Origin of the sequence: Streptomyces sp. NPDC014995, assembly GCF_043080745.1 — a bacterium.
Taxonomy (GTDB): domain Bacteria; phylum Actinomycetota; class Actinomycetes; order Streptomycetales; family Streptomycetaceae; genus Streptomyces.
Window position 1 is genome coordinate 164765 of the sequence record NZ_JBIBVX010000001.1, and the last position, 12786, is coordinate 177550.

Annotated in this window: 19 protein-coding genes; 3 read left to right on the forward strand and 16 right to left on the reverse strand. The window is 67.2% G+C overall.

Translation table 11 applies throughout. The annotated features are described in order from the left end of the window. Nucleotides 1-83: 83 nt before the first annotated feature. The 8 genes from ACF1A1_RS00750 to ACF1A1_RS00785 all read right to left on the reverse strand — a co-directional run bounded on the left by ACF1A1_RS00750 (nt 84) and on the right by ACF1A1_RS00785 (nt 4066). On the reverse strand, nt 84-635 hold the full coding sequence (locus ACF1A1_RS00750) for a GGDEF domain-containing protein (protein WP_391643976.1): 552 nt from the start codon (nt 633-635) through the stop codon (nt 84-86). A gap of 93 nt (nt 636-728) precedes the next feature. Then, complete coding sequence (locus ACF1A1_RS00755) at nt 729-1037, reverse strand: SpdD-like protein (protein WP_391643978.1); 309 nt, start codon at nt 1035-1037, stop codon at nt 729-731. 19 nt (nt 1038-1056) lie between these two features. Next, entirely contained in the window at nt 1057-1215 is a 159-nt protein-coding gene (locus tag ACF1A1_RS00760) for a hypothetical protein (RefSeq protein ID WP_184564812.1), read from the reverse strand. 11 nt (nt 1216-1226) lie between these two features. Beyond that, the gene (locus tag ACF1A1_RS00765) at nt 1227-1418 is read right to left on the reverse strand and encodes a mobile element transfer protein (protein WP_161368208.1); all 192 of its coding nucleotides are present in this window, start codon (nt 1416-1418) and stop codon (nt 1227-1229) included. Nucleotides 1419-1440: 22 nt separating this feature from the next. Then, a complete protein-coding gene (locus ACF1A1_RS00770) occupies nt 1441-2109 on the reverse strand; it encodes a DUF2637 domain-containing protein (protein WP_391643980.1) in 669 nt (222 codons plus the stop codon). Further along, the gene (locus ACF1A1_RS00775; protein WP_167396220.1) at nt 2109-2267 is read right to left on the reverse strand and encodes a hypothetical protein; all 159 of its coding nucleotides are present in this window, start codon (nt 2265-2267) and stop codon (nt 2109-2111) included. The genes ACF1A1_RS00770 and ACF1A1_RS00775 overlap by 1 nt, the downstream gene beginning before the upstream one ends. Before the next feature lie 84 nt (nt 2268-2351). Next, nucleotides 2352-3707, reverse strand: coding sequence for an FtsK/SpoIIIE domain-containing protein (locus ACF1A1_RS00780; RefSeq protein WP_391643982.1), 1356 nt, complete (start codon nt 3705-3707; stop codon nt 2352-2354). Between the two features lie 2 nt (nt 3708-3709). Beyond that, nucleotides 3710-4066 carry a hypothetical protein gene (locus ACF1A1_RS00785; protein ID WP_161368211.1) on the reverse strand — a complete coding sequence of 119 codons (357 nt, stop codon included), beginning with the start codon at nt 4064-4066 and terminating at the stop codon, nt 3710-3712. Between the two features lie 156 nt (nt 4067-4222). Between ACF1A1_RS00785 and ACF1A1_RS00790 the strand changes: the two genes are divergently transcribed. Both ACF1A1_RS00790 and ACF1A1_RS00795 read left to right on the forward strand, forming a co-directional pair. After that, a complete protein-coding gene (locus ACF1A1_RS00790) occupies nt 4223-4954 on the forward strand; it encodes an XRE family transcriptional regulator (protein WP_356671732.1) in 732 nt (243 codons plus the stop codon). 28 nt (nt 4955-4982) lie between these two features. Then, a complete protein-coding gene (locus ACF1A1_RS00795) occupies nt 4983-5453 on the forward strand; it encodes an NUDIX hydrolase (RefSeq protein ID WP_391643984.1) in 471 nt (156 codons plus the stop codon). Here the strand turns inward: ACF1A1_RS00795 and ACF1A1_RS00800 are convergent. From ACF1A1_RS00800 to ACF1A1_RS00835, 8 genes are all read right to left on the reverse strand, one after another. Continuing rightward, a complete protein-coding gene (locus ACF1A1_RS00800; protein WP_391643986.1) occupies nt 5441-6001 on the reverse strand; it encodes an HDIG domain-containing metalloprotein in 561 nt (186 codons plus the stop codon). The genes ACF1A1_RS00795 and ACF1A1_RS00800 overlap by 13 nt on opposite strands. Before the next feature lie 414 nt (nt 6002-6415). Continuing rightward, on the reverse strand, nt 6416-7291 hold the full coding sequence (locus tag ACF1A1_RS00805) for a DUF4231 domain-containing protein (protein WP_391645292.1): 876 nt from the start codon (nt 7289-7291) through the stop codon (nt 6416-6418). Then, nucleotides 7291-7821 carry a TIR domain-containing protein gene (locus tag ACF1A1_RS00810; protein ID WP_391643988.1) on the reverse strand — a complete coding sequence of 177 codons (531 nt, stop codon included), beginning with the start codon at nt 7819-7821 and terminating at the stop codon, nt 7291-7293. Before ACF1A1_RS00810 ends, ACF1A1_RS00805 begins: the two co-directional genes overlap by 1 nt. 15 nt (nt 7822-7836) lie before the next feature. Next, the gene (locus ACF1A1_RS00815) at nt 7837-8595 is read right to left on the reverse strand and encodes a hypothetical protein (RefSeq protein ID WP_391643990.1); all 759 of its coding nucleotides are present in this window, start codon (nt 8593-8595) and stop codon (nt 7837-7839) included. A gap of 355 nt (nt 8596-8950) precedes the next feature. Beyond that, nucleotides 8951-9472: a toll/interleukin-1 receptor domain-containing protein gene (locus tag ACF1A1_RS00820; RefSeq protein ID WP_391643992.1), complete on the reverse strand. Its 522-nt coding sequence runs from the start codon at nt 9470-9472 to the stop codon at nt 8951-8953. A gap of 634 nt (nt 9473-10106) precedes the next feature. Further along, a complete protein-coding gene (dapD, locus tag ACF1A1_RS00825) occupies nt 10107-11096 on the reverse strand; it encodes a 2,3,4,5-tetrahydropyridine-2,6-dicarboxylate N-succinyltransferase (protein WP_391643994.1) in 990 nt (329 codons plus the stop codon). Between the two features lie 323 nt (nt 11097-11419). Continuing rightward, a complete protein-coding gene (locus ACF1A1_RS00830) occupies nt 11420-11740 on the reverse strand; it encodes a DMT family transporter (RefSeq protein ID WP_391643996.1) in 321 nt (106 codons plus the stop codon). 386 nt (nt 11741-12126) lie between these two features. Beyond that, a complete protein-coding gene (locus tag ACF1A1_RS00835) occupies nt 12127-12390 on the reverse strand; it encodes a hypothetical protein (RefSeq protein ID WP_391643998.1) in 264 nt (87 codons plus the stop codon). On the opposite strand from ACF1A1_RS00835, the gene ACF1A1_RS00840 reads away from it, so the two are divergent. Further along, nucleotides 12377-12784 carry an AbfB domain-containing protein gene (locus ACF1A1_RS00840; RefSeq protein ID WP_391644000.1) on the forward strand — a complete coding sequence of 136 codons (408 nt, stop codon included), beginning with the start codon at nt 12377-12379 and terminating at the stop codon, nt 12782-12784. The two genes, ACF1A1_RS00835 and ACF1A1_RS00840, sit on opposite strands and share 14 nt — an antisense overlap. The last annotated feature ends 2 nt before the right edge of the window (nt 12785-12786 follow it).

Below are 12786 nucleotides of genomic sequence, written 5' to 3' on the forward strand. Positions count from 1 at the left end.
TGGTGGTTCCTTTCGATTTCGGTTGGAAGGAACGGCCCCGGGTGGCGGCGTGCTTGGCGGCTTGTGCGCCACCCGGCGGCCTCTCAGCGAGTGGTGTGGAAGCCCCGGCGGGTGCGGCCCTTGGCCGCGTACATGGCGGCGTCGGCAGCGGCGAGGGCGTCCGTCAGGAGGGGCACCGGCAGCTCCGCCACAGGGCAGACGCCGACTGAGGCGGCCAGCGGGAGAGACGTCCCGTCATAGGGCAGCGGCCGGTGCAGCGCTGTCGTGAGGGCGTCGAGATTGGCGGCGGTCAGGTCCCGGATCACGGCGACGAATTCGTCCCCGCCCAGGCGGCCAGCGGTGCCGTTGCGTCCGCACCAGGCGCGCATCCGGTCGGCGGTGGCGACGAGGGCGGCGTCCCCAACAACATGGCCGTGGGTGTCGTTCAGGGTCTTGAAGTGGTCGAGGTCGACCAGGAGCACAGCCGCGTCCGGGTGCCGGCGGATGAGGTGTTCGGCGCGGGCGGTCCATCCGGCGCGGGTGTGCAGGCCGGTGAGCGGGTCGCGGCGGGCGCAGGCGAGACGGCGGGTGAGGATGCCGCCGTGCACGGCCCAACCCAGTAACGGCACGATGCTCGCGGCTATGTGCAAGTCCATGGCGTTGCTCCTTGGCGATGGCGGTTGGCTGACGGAACCCGGTCCCAGGAGCGGCGGCGTGCTTGGCGGCTTGTGCGTCGCCCCTGGGACCGTTCAGCGGCGGTGCTGCGAGGAGATGAGCGAGCGGATCACTACGGCGCAGACGGCGACGGACGCGCCGGTGACGGCGACGGCCAGGAGCATCGAGACCAGGACGGTGCCGACGACCAGGACCACGGCCGTACCAGCGCCCACCAGGGCGAGGGCTGTGCCGGGGGTGAGCTGGATCGTCGGGCGGGTCGACGCGGTCGGCGCAGGGGCGGGCGTCGGGTGGTGCTGGACCACGGTGGTGGGCTCGACGACGGTGGGCGGGGTGATGAGTCCGGTAGGACTGGGCATGGTGGGGATCTTCGGGCGGAGCATGGCGGTTCTCCCTTCGGGGCTACTTGCTGAGGGCGGTGTCGATCGCGGGGGCCAGGACGCTGTCGGCGAGGAGGTATCCGCCGAGGAGGAGGACAGCGACGAGCCACCAGGGCGGGCGGAGGAACTTGACGCCGAGGTAGCCGACGACGGCGAGGGCGAACCAGAGGGGGACCTGCACGGCGGTGTCTCCTAGCGGACGCGGCAGCGGTGGGTGCGGGCGGCGAGTTGGGCGGCGCTCTGGCTGGAGTAGTCGGCGGACCAGCCGCAGCGGTCAGCGGTGCAGACGGCGGCGTACTTGGTCTGGCCGTGGCGGTCACGGTGGGTGCCGATCTGCACGGGGCCGATCCGCATCACGGAGTGGAAGTGGTCGCGGGCTGGCATGGCGGATGGTTCTCCTTCCGGGTCAGGCGAGCTGGGCGGCGATGGCGTCGGCGAGGTGGGGCGGGACGCCGAGTCGGGCGCGCAGGGTGTCGGTGTCGATCGGGGCGCCGGTGCGGTCGCGGTAGTCGGCGGCGACCTTGCGGGCGTGGTCGATGAGGACGGCGGGAACCGCGGGCGGAGGGTCGGCTGGCGGAAGCGCCGGCGGCTCCTCCACTGGGGCCGGGGCGGGCTCCGGGTCCGGCATGGGTTCGGGGGCCGGTTCGCGGTCGTCGGCGAGATCGGGTTCCGGGGTTGCGGCGGGTGCCGAGGCATCCGGGATCCGGTGGTCGCCGGAGTGCGCGAGGAGGGTTCCGCCGAGGAAGGCGAGCGCGGGCCATCCGGCGATGCCGAGGCGGAGCAGGGCGGGTGGGTCGGCCAGGTCGAGGAATCCGGCGGTGGCGACGTTGGCGCCGAGCGAGGCGAACAGGGCGATGAGGAACCAGCACCAGGCCAGCCGGGACGGGCCCTCACTGCGGAGTCGTCGCCAGGCGGCGACCAGGAGCAGGTCGACGCTGACCGGGTAGGCCCAGGCTTTCCAGCCGTCCTGTCCGGCAGCGGCGGCCAGGTCGTGCAGATGGGCGAAGGACAAGGCTCCGGCGATGACGGCCTGGACCAGGACGGCGTCGACGCGCAGGCTGTGACGGGCGGCCATCAGGACTCCTCCCCGGTTGGCGGTTCGGGGAGTGAGGCGGCCAGGGAAGGGCTGACGGCGTCCACGAAGTCGAGGTCAGCGCCGGTGGTGTCGGCGTAGAGGGCGAGCTGGCCCAGGAGCAGGACCGTGCGGGCGAAGTCCTCGCAGTCGGGGCACATGGCGGGGTTCTCCCTTCATTAGACATGGCAGGGGCAGGGACCTGGCGCGAAGTGCGGTCGCACCGACCGTTGGGCGGGGGGAACTCAGGCCATGAGGGGAGCCGTCTTGGACAGCGGCACCGGGGCCTCGGAAGAGCTGACTAGCTCGGGCCGGAAGGGGGCCAGTTCAGGCAGGGCCGGTGTGCGGTCGGCGTGCCGGTTGCAGGTGTTCACGGCCTGGCGGAGCGAGGTGTGCGGGGCGCGGATGCGGTGCCAGCCACCGGTCGAGTCCCCGGCGATGGCCAGCCCGCGTGTCTCGGCGGGGATTTGGATGGCGGCCAGGACGGCGTCCGGGGAGATGTCGCCGAAGGCCATGTTGGCGCTTGTTTCGTCGTTGACGCGGTGGGCGGTGCGGCCGGTGAGCTGGGCGCGGAGCATGGTGATGCCCTTGCCGAGTTCGGAGCCGAAGCGCTGTCCGCAGATTTCGAGGTAGATGCCGGCCGCGCGGCCGAGCTGGGCGAGGCGGACCAGTGCGGTGATGATGCGGTCGCGGCGCTTCTCCTCCTCCTTGCTGGCGAACAGGGCGAGTTCGGCGACCTCGTCGACCAGGACCACGACCGGAACGGGACGGATATCGTCGGGCAGGTCCCAGATGTCGGCGGCTATCTCGGCGTCGGGCACGGCGGAGGTGATGCGCTGCTCAGCCCGGATGAGCTGATAGACGCCTTCCATGCGGGACACGAGCGCGTCGAGGAGGTCGGCGGCGGTGTCGGGGTTGTCAGCGAGGGCGGAGAACCGGCGGGCCAGCGGGAACAGCTCCACCCCCTGTTTGCAGTCGATGCCGACCAGGGCGACTTCCATCGGGGCGAGCCCGGCTACCAGGTTGCGCTGGTAGACGGACTTGCCCGACTCGGTGGCGCCGAGCGTGAGGGCGTGCGGGACGGCCCGGTAGTCGCGGTAGTGCACCGAGCCGTCCTCGCGCAGGGCGACCGGAACCCTCATTGGGCGGGTGTCGACCTTGGCGGGCATCTGCACCCGCTTGAGGACGTCGTAGCCGGTCATCCGCACTTCCACGACACCCGAGCGGACCTCCCGCGACGTGACCCCGTACATGGAGAAGGAGTGGCGCAGCCGGTCCGAGGCGGCGGCGACGTCGAAGGCGTCCTGACCGGGGCGCAGTCCCAGGCGCAGGACCAGGCCGGTACGGGTCGGCCGGAAGCGCAGGATGCGCGGCGGGCGGGAGTCCGGCACGGGCCGGTTGGTGACCCGGGCCAGAGCCAGGCGCCAGCGCGGGGGTGGGACCGTCAGGCCACAGGCGTCCATGACGGAGGAGTAGCGGACCAGGACCCGCAGCGAGGCGAGGGTGACGCCGAAGGTCATCCAGTACCAGGCGGGGCGCCGCCACCGCAGGAGACCCGCAGCAGCGACGACCAGCACCAGAGCGACCGTGAAGGCGGTCATTGTCAGGCCGCCTTCGAGTTCGAGGCAGCGGCGGCCAGCGAGGTGACGGCGACCGCGCGGAAGGCGATGCCGTGCCGCTTCTGACCGTTGAAGTCGTTCTCCCACGGCCGCGCGATCAGGCCCGTGAGCGCGACCGGCGTTCCCATGGTCAGCTCACCGGAGATGCCCGGCTCGGGGACGGTGATGGAGAGGATCTCCACCTCGTCGTTGGCCGCGAACATCACGTCGACCGTCATCAGCTTCGCGCCGGACTCGACGTCCATGGCGATCTCACCGGTACGGCGGTCCTTGACCTTGGGCTGCGGGGTCTTGGCGACCATCACGGTCGCGGCGGAGGTGTCCACGGGGATCTGACGCATCGTCTTGTCTCCTGCAGTGGTGAGTTCTTGGCCGACGTCCCGTCGGTGACATCAGGAGACCGCGAGAGGGGGTGGACGCATCACGGCCCGTATGGACGTTTAGGGACGTCTGAGCTACCGTCAAAACGTCCCTACGGGTCCCTAGGAGGGAACACCATGGCGAACGAGCGTCTGCGGGCTGCGATTTCGGCGAAGGGCGAGACGATCCAGTCCGTCGCTGAACACGTCGGAGTCGATCCCAAGAGCGTCGAGCGCTGGATCACCACCAACCGGACTCCGCACCGGGGGCACCGCTGGAAGGCCGCGAGCTTCCTCGGGGTCGACGAGGTCTACGTGTGGCCGTCAGTCGAGAAGCAGGCCGAGAAGGCGAGCGCGTCGGAGCTGATCACGTACTACCCGCACCGCGGTGCCGTCCCTGCCCCGCTGTGGTCCTCCCTGATCGAGAAGGCGACGGACCAGGTCGACATCCTGGTGTACGCGGGACTCTTCCTCTTCGACAGTCACCCGGACCTGCCGGACCAGTTGGCCGAGAAGGCGAAGGCCGGCGCCCAGGTCCGCATTCTGCTGGGCGACCCGGACTCCGCGGCCGTGCGCCAGCGTGGCGAGGAGGAGGGCATCGGCGACGACCTGGCGGCGCGAGCGCGGATAACTCGCCGGTACCTGCAGCCAGCCATGTCGACACCCGGCGTAGAGATCCGGCTGCACGACACGATCCTCTACAACTCGATCTACCGGTTCGATGACGACGTGCTGGTGAACCCCCACGTGCTCGGAGCTCCCGCCGGGCAGAACCCGGTGATGCACTTCAAGTACCTGCCGGGAGCACGGACGTTCCGGCACTACATGCGCAGCTTCGACTACGCGTGGGACCAGGGCCGGAAGGCATAACCGGCTCCCGACGTGCGACGCTGAACGCATGGCACGCGTCGACTACTTCAACGATCCGAACGCCCCGAAGGCGAACAGCCTCGTCCCCTCCGTGACCGCCGTGGCCCGCAACGAGGCCGGTGAGGTCCTGCTGATCCACAAGACCGACAACGATCTGTGGGCCCTGCCCGGAGGCGGCATCGACCTGGGCGAGTCAGCGCCCGACGCGGCTGTACGTGAGACCAAGGAAGAGACCGGGTTCGACGTCGAGGTCACCGGCCTGGTCGGGATCTACACGAATCCCGGACACGTCATGGCCTACGACGACGGCGAGGTGCGCCAGCAGTTCTCGATCTGCTTCCATGCCCGCATCGTCGGCGGCCAGCTGCGGACGAGCAGCGAGAGCAAGGAAGTGGCATTCGTCGATCCGAGCAGGCTGGACGAGCTGAACATCCACCCGTCGATGCGCATGCGGATCGAGCACGGACTGGCCGACCGGACCGAGCCCTACATCGGCTGAGCGGCCATGCGGTCGAGAGTTCGCTCGACGGCGGCCTGGAGGTAAGGACGTGCCTTGCTGATCGCGTTGTGCACCTCGCTGCCCGGCTCGTAGCGGACGAGGATCTCGTCAATGCGCGTGTCGAAGGGGAAGGACTGCCCGGCGGGGCCGGTCGTCATGTCGGCGAAGATCAGCGCGTCGAGGACGGGGGAGTCTTCCCGCTCGTAGACGGCCAACTCTGCCGACAGACCGCGCTGCTCTGCTTCGTACACGGCCCCGGAGTGGTGAGCGACGAGCCGCACCAGACGCGCCGGCGCACCCAGTGCTTCCAGGTGACGGGCACCGTCGAGGGGATGGAACCCGGTCTCGCGCAGCTCGGGGGCGTAACCGATGTCATGCAGCCACGCTGCGGCGACGAGGAGATCCCGGTCAGCCTCGGACACAGCCGCGGAAGCCTCACGCGCCTGAGCGGCCACGGCCTGAGTGTGCAGCCAGCGATTCCCGAGCTGGGGAAGCAGGGACTCGGCGAGTTCGGCCGCTCCCTGAGGCGTGTCCAGTGCAGAAGGCATGCAAGGAACGGTAGCCGAGACGAGCGGTGAGCCGACAGGCCACGATCGAGCGGGTTCGATCATGGGTGCGGTACAACTTTCCCTACTTCATCAAGGCCCGCGCACGGCGCGGGCGCGCGCCGCCTCTGCGGCGCGGCCTGCCTCCTGTCTTCGCCCCGGCTGGCCGCGCCCGGCGGCACGCTCGGCGGCTGCGGGCATGAAGTGGGGAGACACCCTCTGTGGCTGGGGCGGTCGGCTCCACGGCTTTAGGCAGCCACTTTGGGGCGAGCCTCTAAAATCTTGGCCCCAACGTCGTGCTTTAACGGGCAGGTCCACAGACTGCCCGACTCGCCATCAGCTTACGGGGCCAAGATCACTCGCCCCAAAGCAGCTCCAGCCCAAAGCCGCTCCGCCGACCTCTTCCGTCAAAGTCCGTCATGAGGCTCCGCGAGAAGCACGCCACATAGTGTGCTCCCGACTAATGGCCTCCTCTGCATCTGCCACCTCCTGTGCCCATACGCCCTCTTCCGAGATGTGTTGAAGCCTGGCATACACAGTACTGAGGTCATTGGCCGCGAAAGCATAGGCGCGCCCCAGTGACTCGTATTGCCGAACCGCAAACCAGGCAGACCCTGCCCCCAAGACTGCAGCCGCAATTCCTGGAAAATCTATCGAAAATACCTGACCGGCTTTTAGGATGGCCAAGATAACCCCGACTCCCTCGATCGTTATCAACGCGACGCGCCACCTGCGAGCCAATCGCACGTTGAATCGAGATTTCCTAGAATACCACTTCAGCTGGTCCTCGATACGACCCTTCAAATATACCTCGCGTCGCACCTCCAGCGGCGCCTGACGAAGCGCAATCATCCTTTCCGTAATATGAACCGGGGACGATACCACTATCGAATCGGATGGAGCTTCCGCGATCAGTTTCCCGATCTCGTTAACGAAGTGCTGCTCCGCCTCTGATTGGATTGAAAAGGGAGCTGATGCGACTGAGTAGCGCCATGCCAGAGTCTTGATTGATTCGGCGAAAGCGCGCCCGTCATACCAGTCACGTTCTGGCTTGCTAAGCAGTAGCCAAATTTCGACAAGGAGCGTGGCTAGGAACGCAAGAGCCACCCCCAGCGCAGCGACGTCCCACTTTCCATCCACCTCAAGCGAGAACACAGCTAGAACTGCAGCCAGTACGGCGAAGGACAAGCGAAGCTTTGTTCCACGGAGATAGAGCTTCTGACCGTTTAGTGACGTCGCGTCCGCTGCCTTGAAGAGGTCAGGGAGGTCCTCGTCCTTGAGCTGAGGCGGCATCACGGGCGACACTCTCTATTGCGCGAAAAGAGAAGCCTATCGTTTTTCGGTTTAACCGTTTCGCGAGCCGAGTACGCCGTTTCAATCATGCGAGACAACTGCGTCGCGCTGGCTGGGTAGTGATACCACTGAGCATATCCTGAAGCCAGGTTGTCCTCTAGCCGCGGTGGAGCCTTGGGGGCATTGGCCGCCGAAGGCAGCACAATCCCGAATACACCGCTGCGCTTGTTGCGGACGTCATCACGAAGTGTCGACGCAATTTCCCAATCCACATACCGGCGAGCCCAAGTGCACTGACCAATCATGACGATCGTAACCGTACTGTCACGGAGATACAGTTCACGGACGCGCCTCATAATGTAATCTCGGCTGTTACTGTCAAGCACGTCGCCCGGCATCCCGGCACCAATACCTCGCGCTATAAAAATATCACGCATATGATCGAAATCTTGGATGAACTGACGCACCTCCCTTTCATCTTGGTGGTGATACGAGATGAAGCACTTTCTTCTGACTTGAGACACAGCCACCCTATTTTCTTCCTTTCAAAAGGGGGGTTCATTAGAATAGCGGACAGGCGCCTTTTCGAGGAGGTTCTCGAACCATACAGCCGCCAGTTTTCCCCTGAACCTATCTTTCATGGGTAGCAGCTCGGCGCGAGAAAGGAGCCCCCCTTCAACCCAAGAAGTAACCATTTCGGTGAGTGCGGCTAGATCGCTCCTCTCAGCCGCGAAGTTAGGTCTGACTAGCTGGCGTTGAATACTTTGCACGACATCCAAGATGTCGGCTATTCCACGATCCTCAACTCTTCCCGAACCTCGCAAATCTTGGAGGTCCAAGGTGTACGTCATAGGCGTATCAACCGGCTGCCCCTCATCGATGGCACGGATAGCATTCACAATTGACTCCCGTGCAGCCGCTGCGCTATCCAAGTCGCGGTGGTCAACCTCGATTGTTCTGATGCCCTGCACGTCGAACGGAATCGCTTGCCCGTCAGCTATCAATTGTATGAACGGCTTTCGGGTGGCGTGCCTTACCGCGAGTTCATAAAAGACGTTCGGGTTTTGGTCCGTAAGATCGGCGACTACAAGTTCGTCGCCAAGGATCCTTTCTAGTATTTGCGTGCTGATCATGCCAGAGCTGTCAATCTCGTCTGCACGTGTCGCTATGTAGGAACACTCCCGGGCTGCAGGCCTGATTATGTGTCTGAGTATCTGATCACTCCGCCGACGTATATCGGAGCCGACTGCCCCGATAGGCGAGATGAAGAAACAGTTCTTTTGGTTCTGCGGAGCCTTTTGCATGCCCTCCCCCTTGCCTCCCCGATCAGCCTGTGAGAAGGAACCTTTAAGTGCAGTCAGCCCAAGTGGTTCGGTAGCTTCGTCTCTCCGCAAGGGCACGATGGCGTCATAGCATGGCACTATGACGGACTGCCGACCAGCCTGTCAGGTGCGGCGGAATCGACCGGCCGGCCTCGCTGGTGGCGCGACCCTTGATCAGTGGACCGGCCCAGCAGAAGCACAGGCCTGCCGGGGCACCGGCGCAAAGGCCTCGGACTGACCTTTGTCCGAGGCCTTTGCGCAGCAGAGCGTGCCACCGTCTCGCGTGCCTTGGGCTTGCGTCAGTTGGGGAGCGACGCCCAGGCGCGCCATCGGACAGCTAGTTCGCCGCCGTGGGCGGTGCGATCAGGTCGTCGTCAACGGCGACTAGCTCGGCGATCTTAGTGGCAACTACTGCCATCGAATCCTCTGCTGTGTCGAACCCGTTTCGGGATGCAAGGAGGGGGCTGACGTTCCGAAGTGCGCCGTAGGTCGTCCCGTGCACGACAGGGAGCAGCAGGTTACGTGCAAGGAGTTCCGAGAGCTCCTTGTCGGAGACGCCACCGTGCTCAAGGCGTGTCAGTAGCGCAGGGGTGACCAGGACGAGACCCGTACGGGACCTCGCCAAGCCCCTGTCGATTTCCCGCATGAACGGTAGGCCGTATGCGATGTCCTTCTCGCTGAACCAGACCGACACGCCCTCTGCTTCCAGCAGGCGGCACAACTCCTTGGCAGCACCACGTCGGTCATCCCATGCGTGGCAGAGGAAGACATCGCGAAGGTCTGGCTGTTGACTCGCGCGCAACACGGCGGCGTCGCGAACAGGAGCCAGCCCCTTCACCTCGGCAGCCGTGTAAGTCACGGAGGAGGTGCTTGGTGACCAAGGCGCCCGCGTTCGGCCGCTACTGGAACTGCCCCCACTGGTAGCGCCGCCCCCGCCTGTGTTCCGCAACGTGTAAGCCGACGGCGGGTAATAGGACCGGGGCGATGAGTACCCGTAGCCTCCGCCGCCGCACGCGGGGCACGCCGCACGTCCGCTGGCGGTCCGATGCCCCTGGCGTGGGGCTGTACAACGACTCATAACTACACGGTAGTCCACGCGGTCCCGGGAACCATCTCGTTTACGCATAGCCCGGGGTCGCCGGCGAATCCGAGACATCGTGGTGCCCACCGCTCACTGCTAGATCGTCCATGAGATCCCGATCAACCGCTAGCTGCTGCCCACAGCGCGACTTCTGACATCCGCAGTGACATCAACGAGACTGGACGACAGCACACAGCGGCGCCCCTGGGCGGCCGTCGGATCAGCCGACGGCGGCAGCAGGGGCGGGCGTAATCGAACTCCTAGGGCGGTAGTCATGCACGAGCGCCCTCCCGGGCCGTCCTCGGGCCGTGGAAGGGCGCTCAATGGTGACCAACGTCGACAACTGCCGACAGCTCAGCAGCAGGTCACGGCGTTGATCGATAAGGCAGCCGCAGGTCACGGCCGCCCGTGATCAGTTGTGGCTGTGCAGGATCTCGTTCAGGCCGCCCCACACCGCGTTGTTCGGGCGGGCCTCGACCGTGCCGGTGACCGAGTTGCGGCGGAAGAGGATGTTGGAGGCGCCGGAGAGTTCGCGGGCCTTGACGATCTGGCCGTCGGGCATCGTCACGCGGGTGCCCGCGGTGATGTAGAGGCCGGCCTCGACCACGCACTCGTCGCCGAGGGCGATGCCGACGCCCGCCTCGGCGCCGATGAGGCAGCGCTCGCCGATGGAGATGATCACGTTGCCGCCGCCGGAGAGGGTGCCCATGGTGGAGGCGCCGCCGCCGATGTCCGAGCCGTCGCCGACGACCACGCCGGCCGAGATACGGCCCTCGACCATCGACGTGCCGAGCGTGCCCGCGTTGAAGTTGACGAAGCCCTCGTGCATCACGGTCGTGCCCGCGGCGAGGTGCGCGCCGAGGCGGACGCGGTCGGCGTCGGCGATGCGGACGCCCTTGGGAGCCACGTAGTCCGTCATGCGCGGGAACTTGTCGATCGACGTCACCTGGAGGTGCAGGCCCTCGGCGCGCGCGTTGAGGCGGACCTTGTCGATGTCGTCGACCGCGACCGGGCCGAGGGAGGTCCAGGCGACGTTGGCGAGGAAGCCGAACATGCCGTCGAGGCTCTGGCCGTGCGGCTTGACCAGGCGGTGGGAGAGAAGGTGCAGGCGCAGGTAGACGTCGTGGGCGTCGATCGGCTTCTCGTCGAGGGAGGAGATGACCGTGCGGACCGCGACCACCTCGACACCCCGGCGGGCGTCCGGGCCGATCGCCGCGGTCGCGCCTCCGCCGAGCAGCTCCGCGGCACGCTCGGCGGACAGCCGCTCGGTGCCGGAGGGGCCGGGCTCCGCGACCAGCTCGGGCGCGGGGAACCAGGTGTCGAGAATCGTGCCGTCGGCGGCGATGGTGGCGAGCCCGGCCGCCGCGGCGCCGGTGGTGCGAGGAGCAGTGGTGTCGGTCATGAGGGAAACCTAACCGGCGGGAGGGCGCGGAGGCCAACCAGTGGGGCGGTGTCTCAGGTGGCGGGCGGGGTGGGGGCTGGGTGCGGGCCGGGGGGAGTCGGGGGCGCGACCGGTGGGGGGGTGCGGAGGCGGCGTCGGCGGTGGTCAGGGGACCGCGGGCCTCGACCCACTGGGCGGCGATGGAGCGCGACCGGTGGGGAGTGCGGAGGCGGTGTCAGCGGTGGCCGGGGCCCCGGCTCCTCGGCCCACTCGGCGGCGGTGGGGGTGCGGGCGGGGCGGGGCGGTGCAACAAGCGCCGGCGGTCGGGGGTGGGCGGCCGGGCATCAGTGGGCGCCGCCGAGATTCAGGACCACCACTCCCCCGACGATCAGCAGGATGCCGGTGATCCGGGTGAGGGTGAGGGCCTCGTCGAAGAGTACGAGGCCGAGGACGGCGATCGTCGCGGTGCCGACGCCGGACCAGATCGCGTAGGCCGTGCCGATCCCGACGGACTTCAGGGTCTGGGAGAGCAGGAGGAAGGAGACGACATAGCCGAGGGCCGTCAGGAGGGAGGGCCAGAGCCTGGTGAAGCCCTGGCTGTACTTCATGGCGGTCGTCGCGGCCACCTCGGCCGCGATGGCTCCGGCGAGCGTCACGTATCCCATGTGTACGCGCGTACACACCGATGGGCGGGGGCACCTGACGGCGTCTCACGTCATGTGGCGGGCGGTGAGAAAACGTTATGGAAACCGCTCGCCCAAACAGCTACTCGCGAGTCACACCGTCCACTACTGTTTCACCGTTCACACACCGGGCCATCGCAGCCGCGGCCGCCGTCAGGGGCGCCGCGAGAGGAACAGCGCATGCCAGACAACAAGTCCCGGCCTTCCCTGGAGCACCCTTGGGAGAACGGTTGGGCCCCGGACACCTCCCGGGCACCCGGAACGCGACGGCTGTGGCTGGCCGGCGCGCTCGCCCTGGCCACCATCGTGGCCTGCGTGACGGCAATCGCCTTCAACGACCAGCCCGCTGACGGGACGTCGGCCGCTCGTCAGGGGCGGACGACGTCCGACAAGGAGACCTCCTCGGGGCTGATCTCCTTCGCCTCGCCGTCCGCGAGCGGCTCTCCCTCGCCGTCGGCCGGGAACAGGAGCCCGTCGCCGTCCGCGTCGGCCTCGGCGTCCGCCTCGCCGCGCCCGCAGGGCAGTTCGTCACCGCGTACGTCTGCCACGCCGTCCGCGCCGGCGGCGTCGCCGACCAAGGGCGCGCCCGGTTCCCGGCCGGCCGTCGTGCGGCGGTCCGTGCAGTCGGTCAACTACCCCGACCGCTACTGGCACCTGAGCAACGGCTACGTCCGGCTCGATGTGATCGGCTCCGGACCCGAGCAACGGGAGGACTCCACCTTCACGTTGGTCAAGGGCCTCGCCGACTCCTCCTGCCACTCCTTCGTCACCTCGGACGGCACCTACCTGCGCCACCGCAGCTTCGTCCTGGTCAAGCAGCGCAACGACGGGTCGTCCCTCTTCCAGCAGGACGCCACCTTCTGCGCCCGCGCCTCCTCCTACTCGGGCGCGATCGCGCTGGAGTCGGTGAACTACCCGGGTTACTTCCTCCGTCACGATCGCTTCCAGCTGAAGCTGGAGCGCTACGAGTACGGCGGCCAGTACCGCGCCGACTCGGCCTTCCGGCTGGTGGAGGGGCTCGCCTGAGC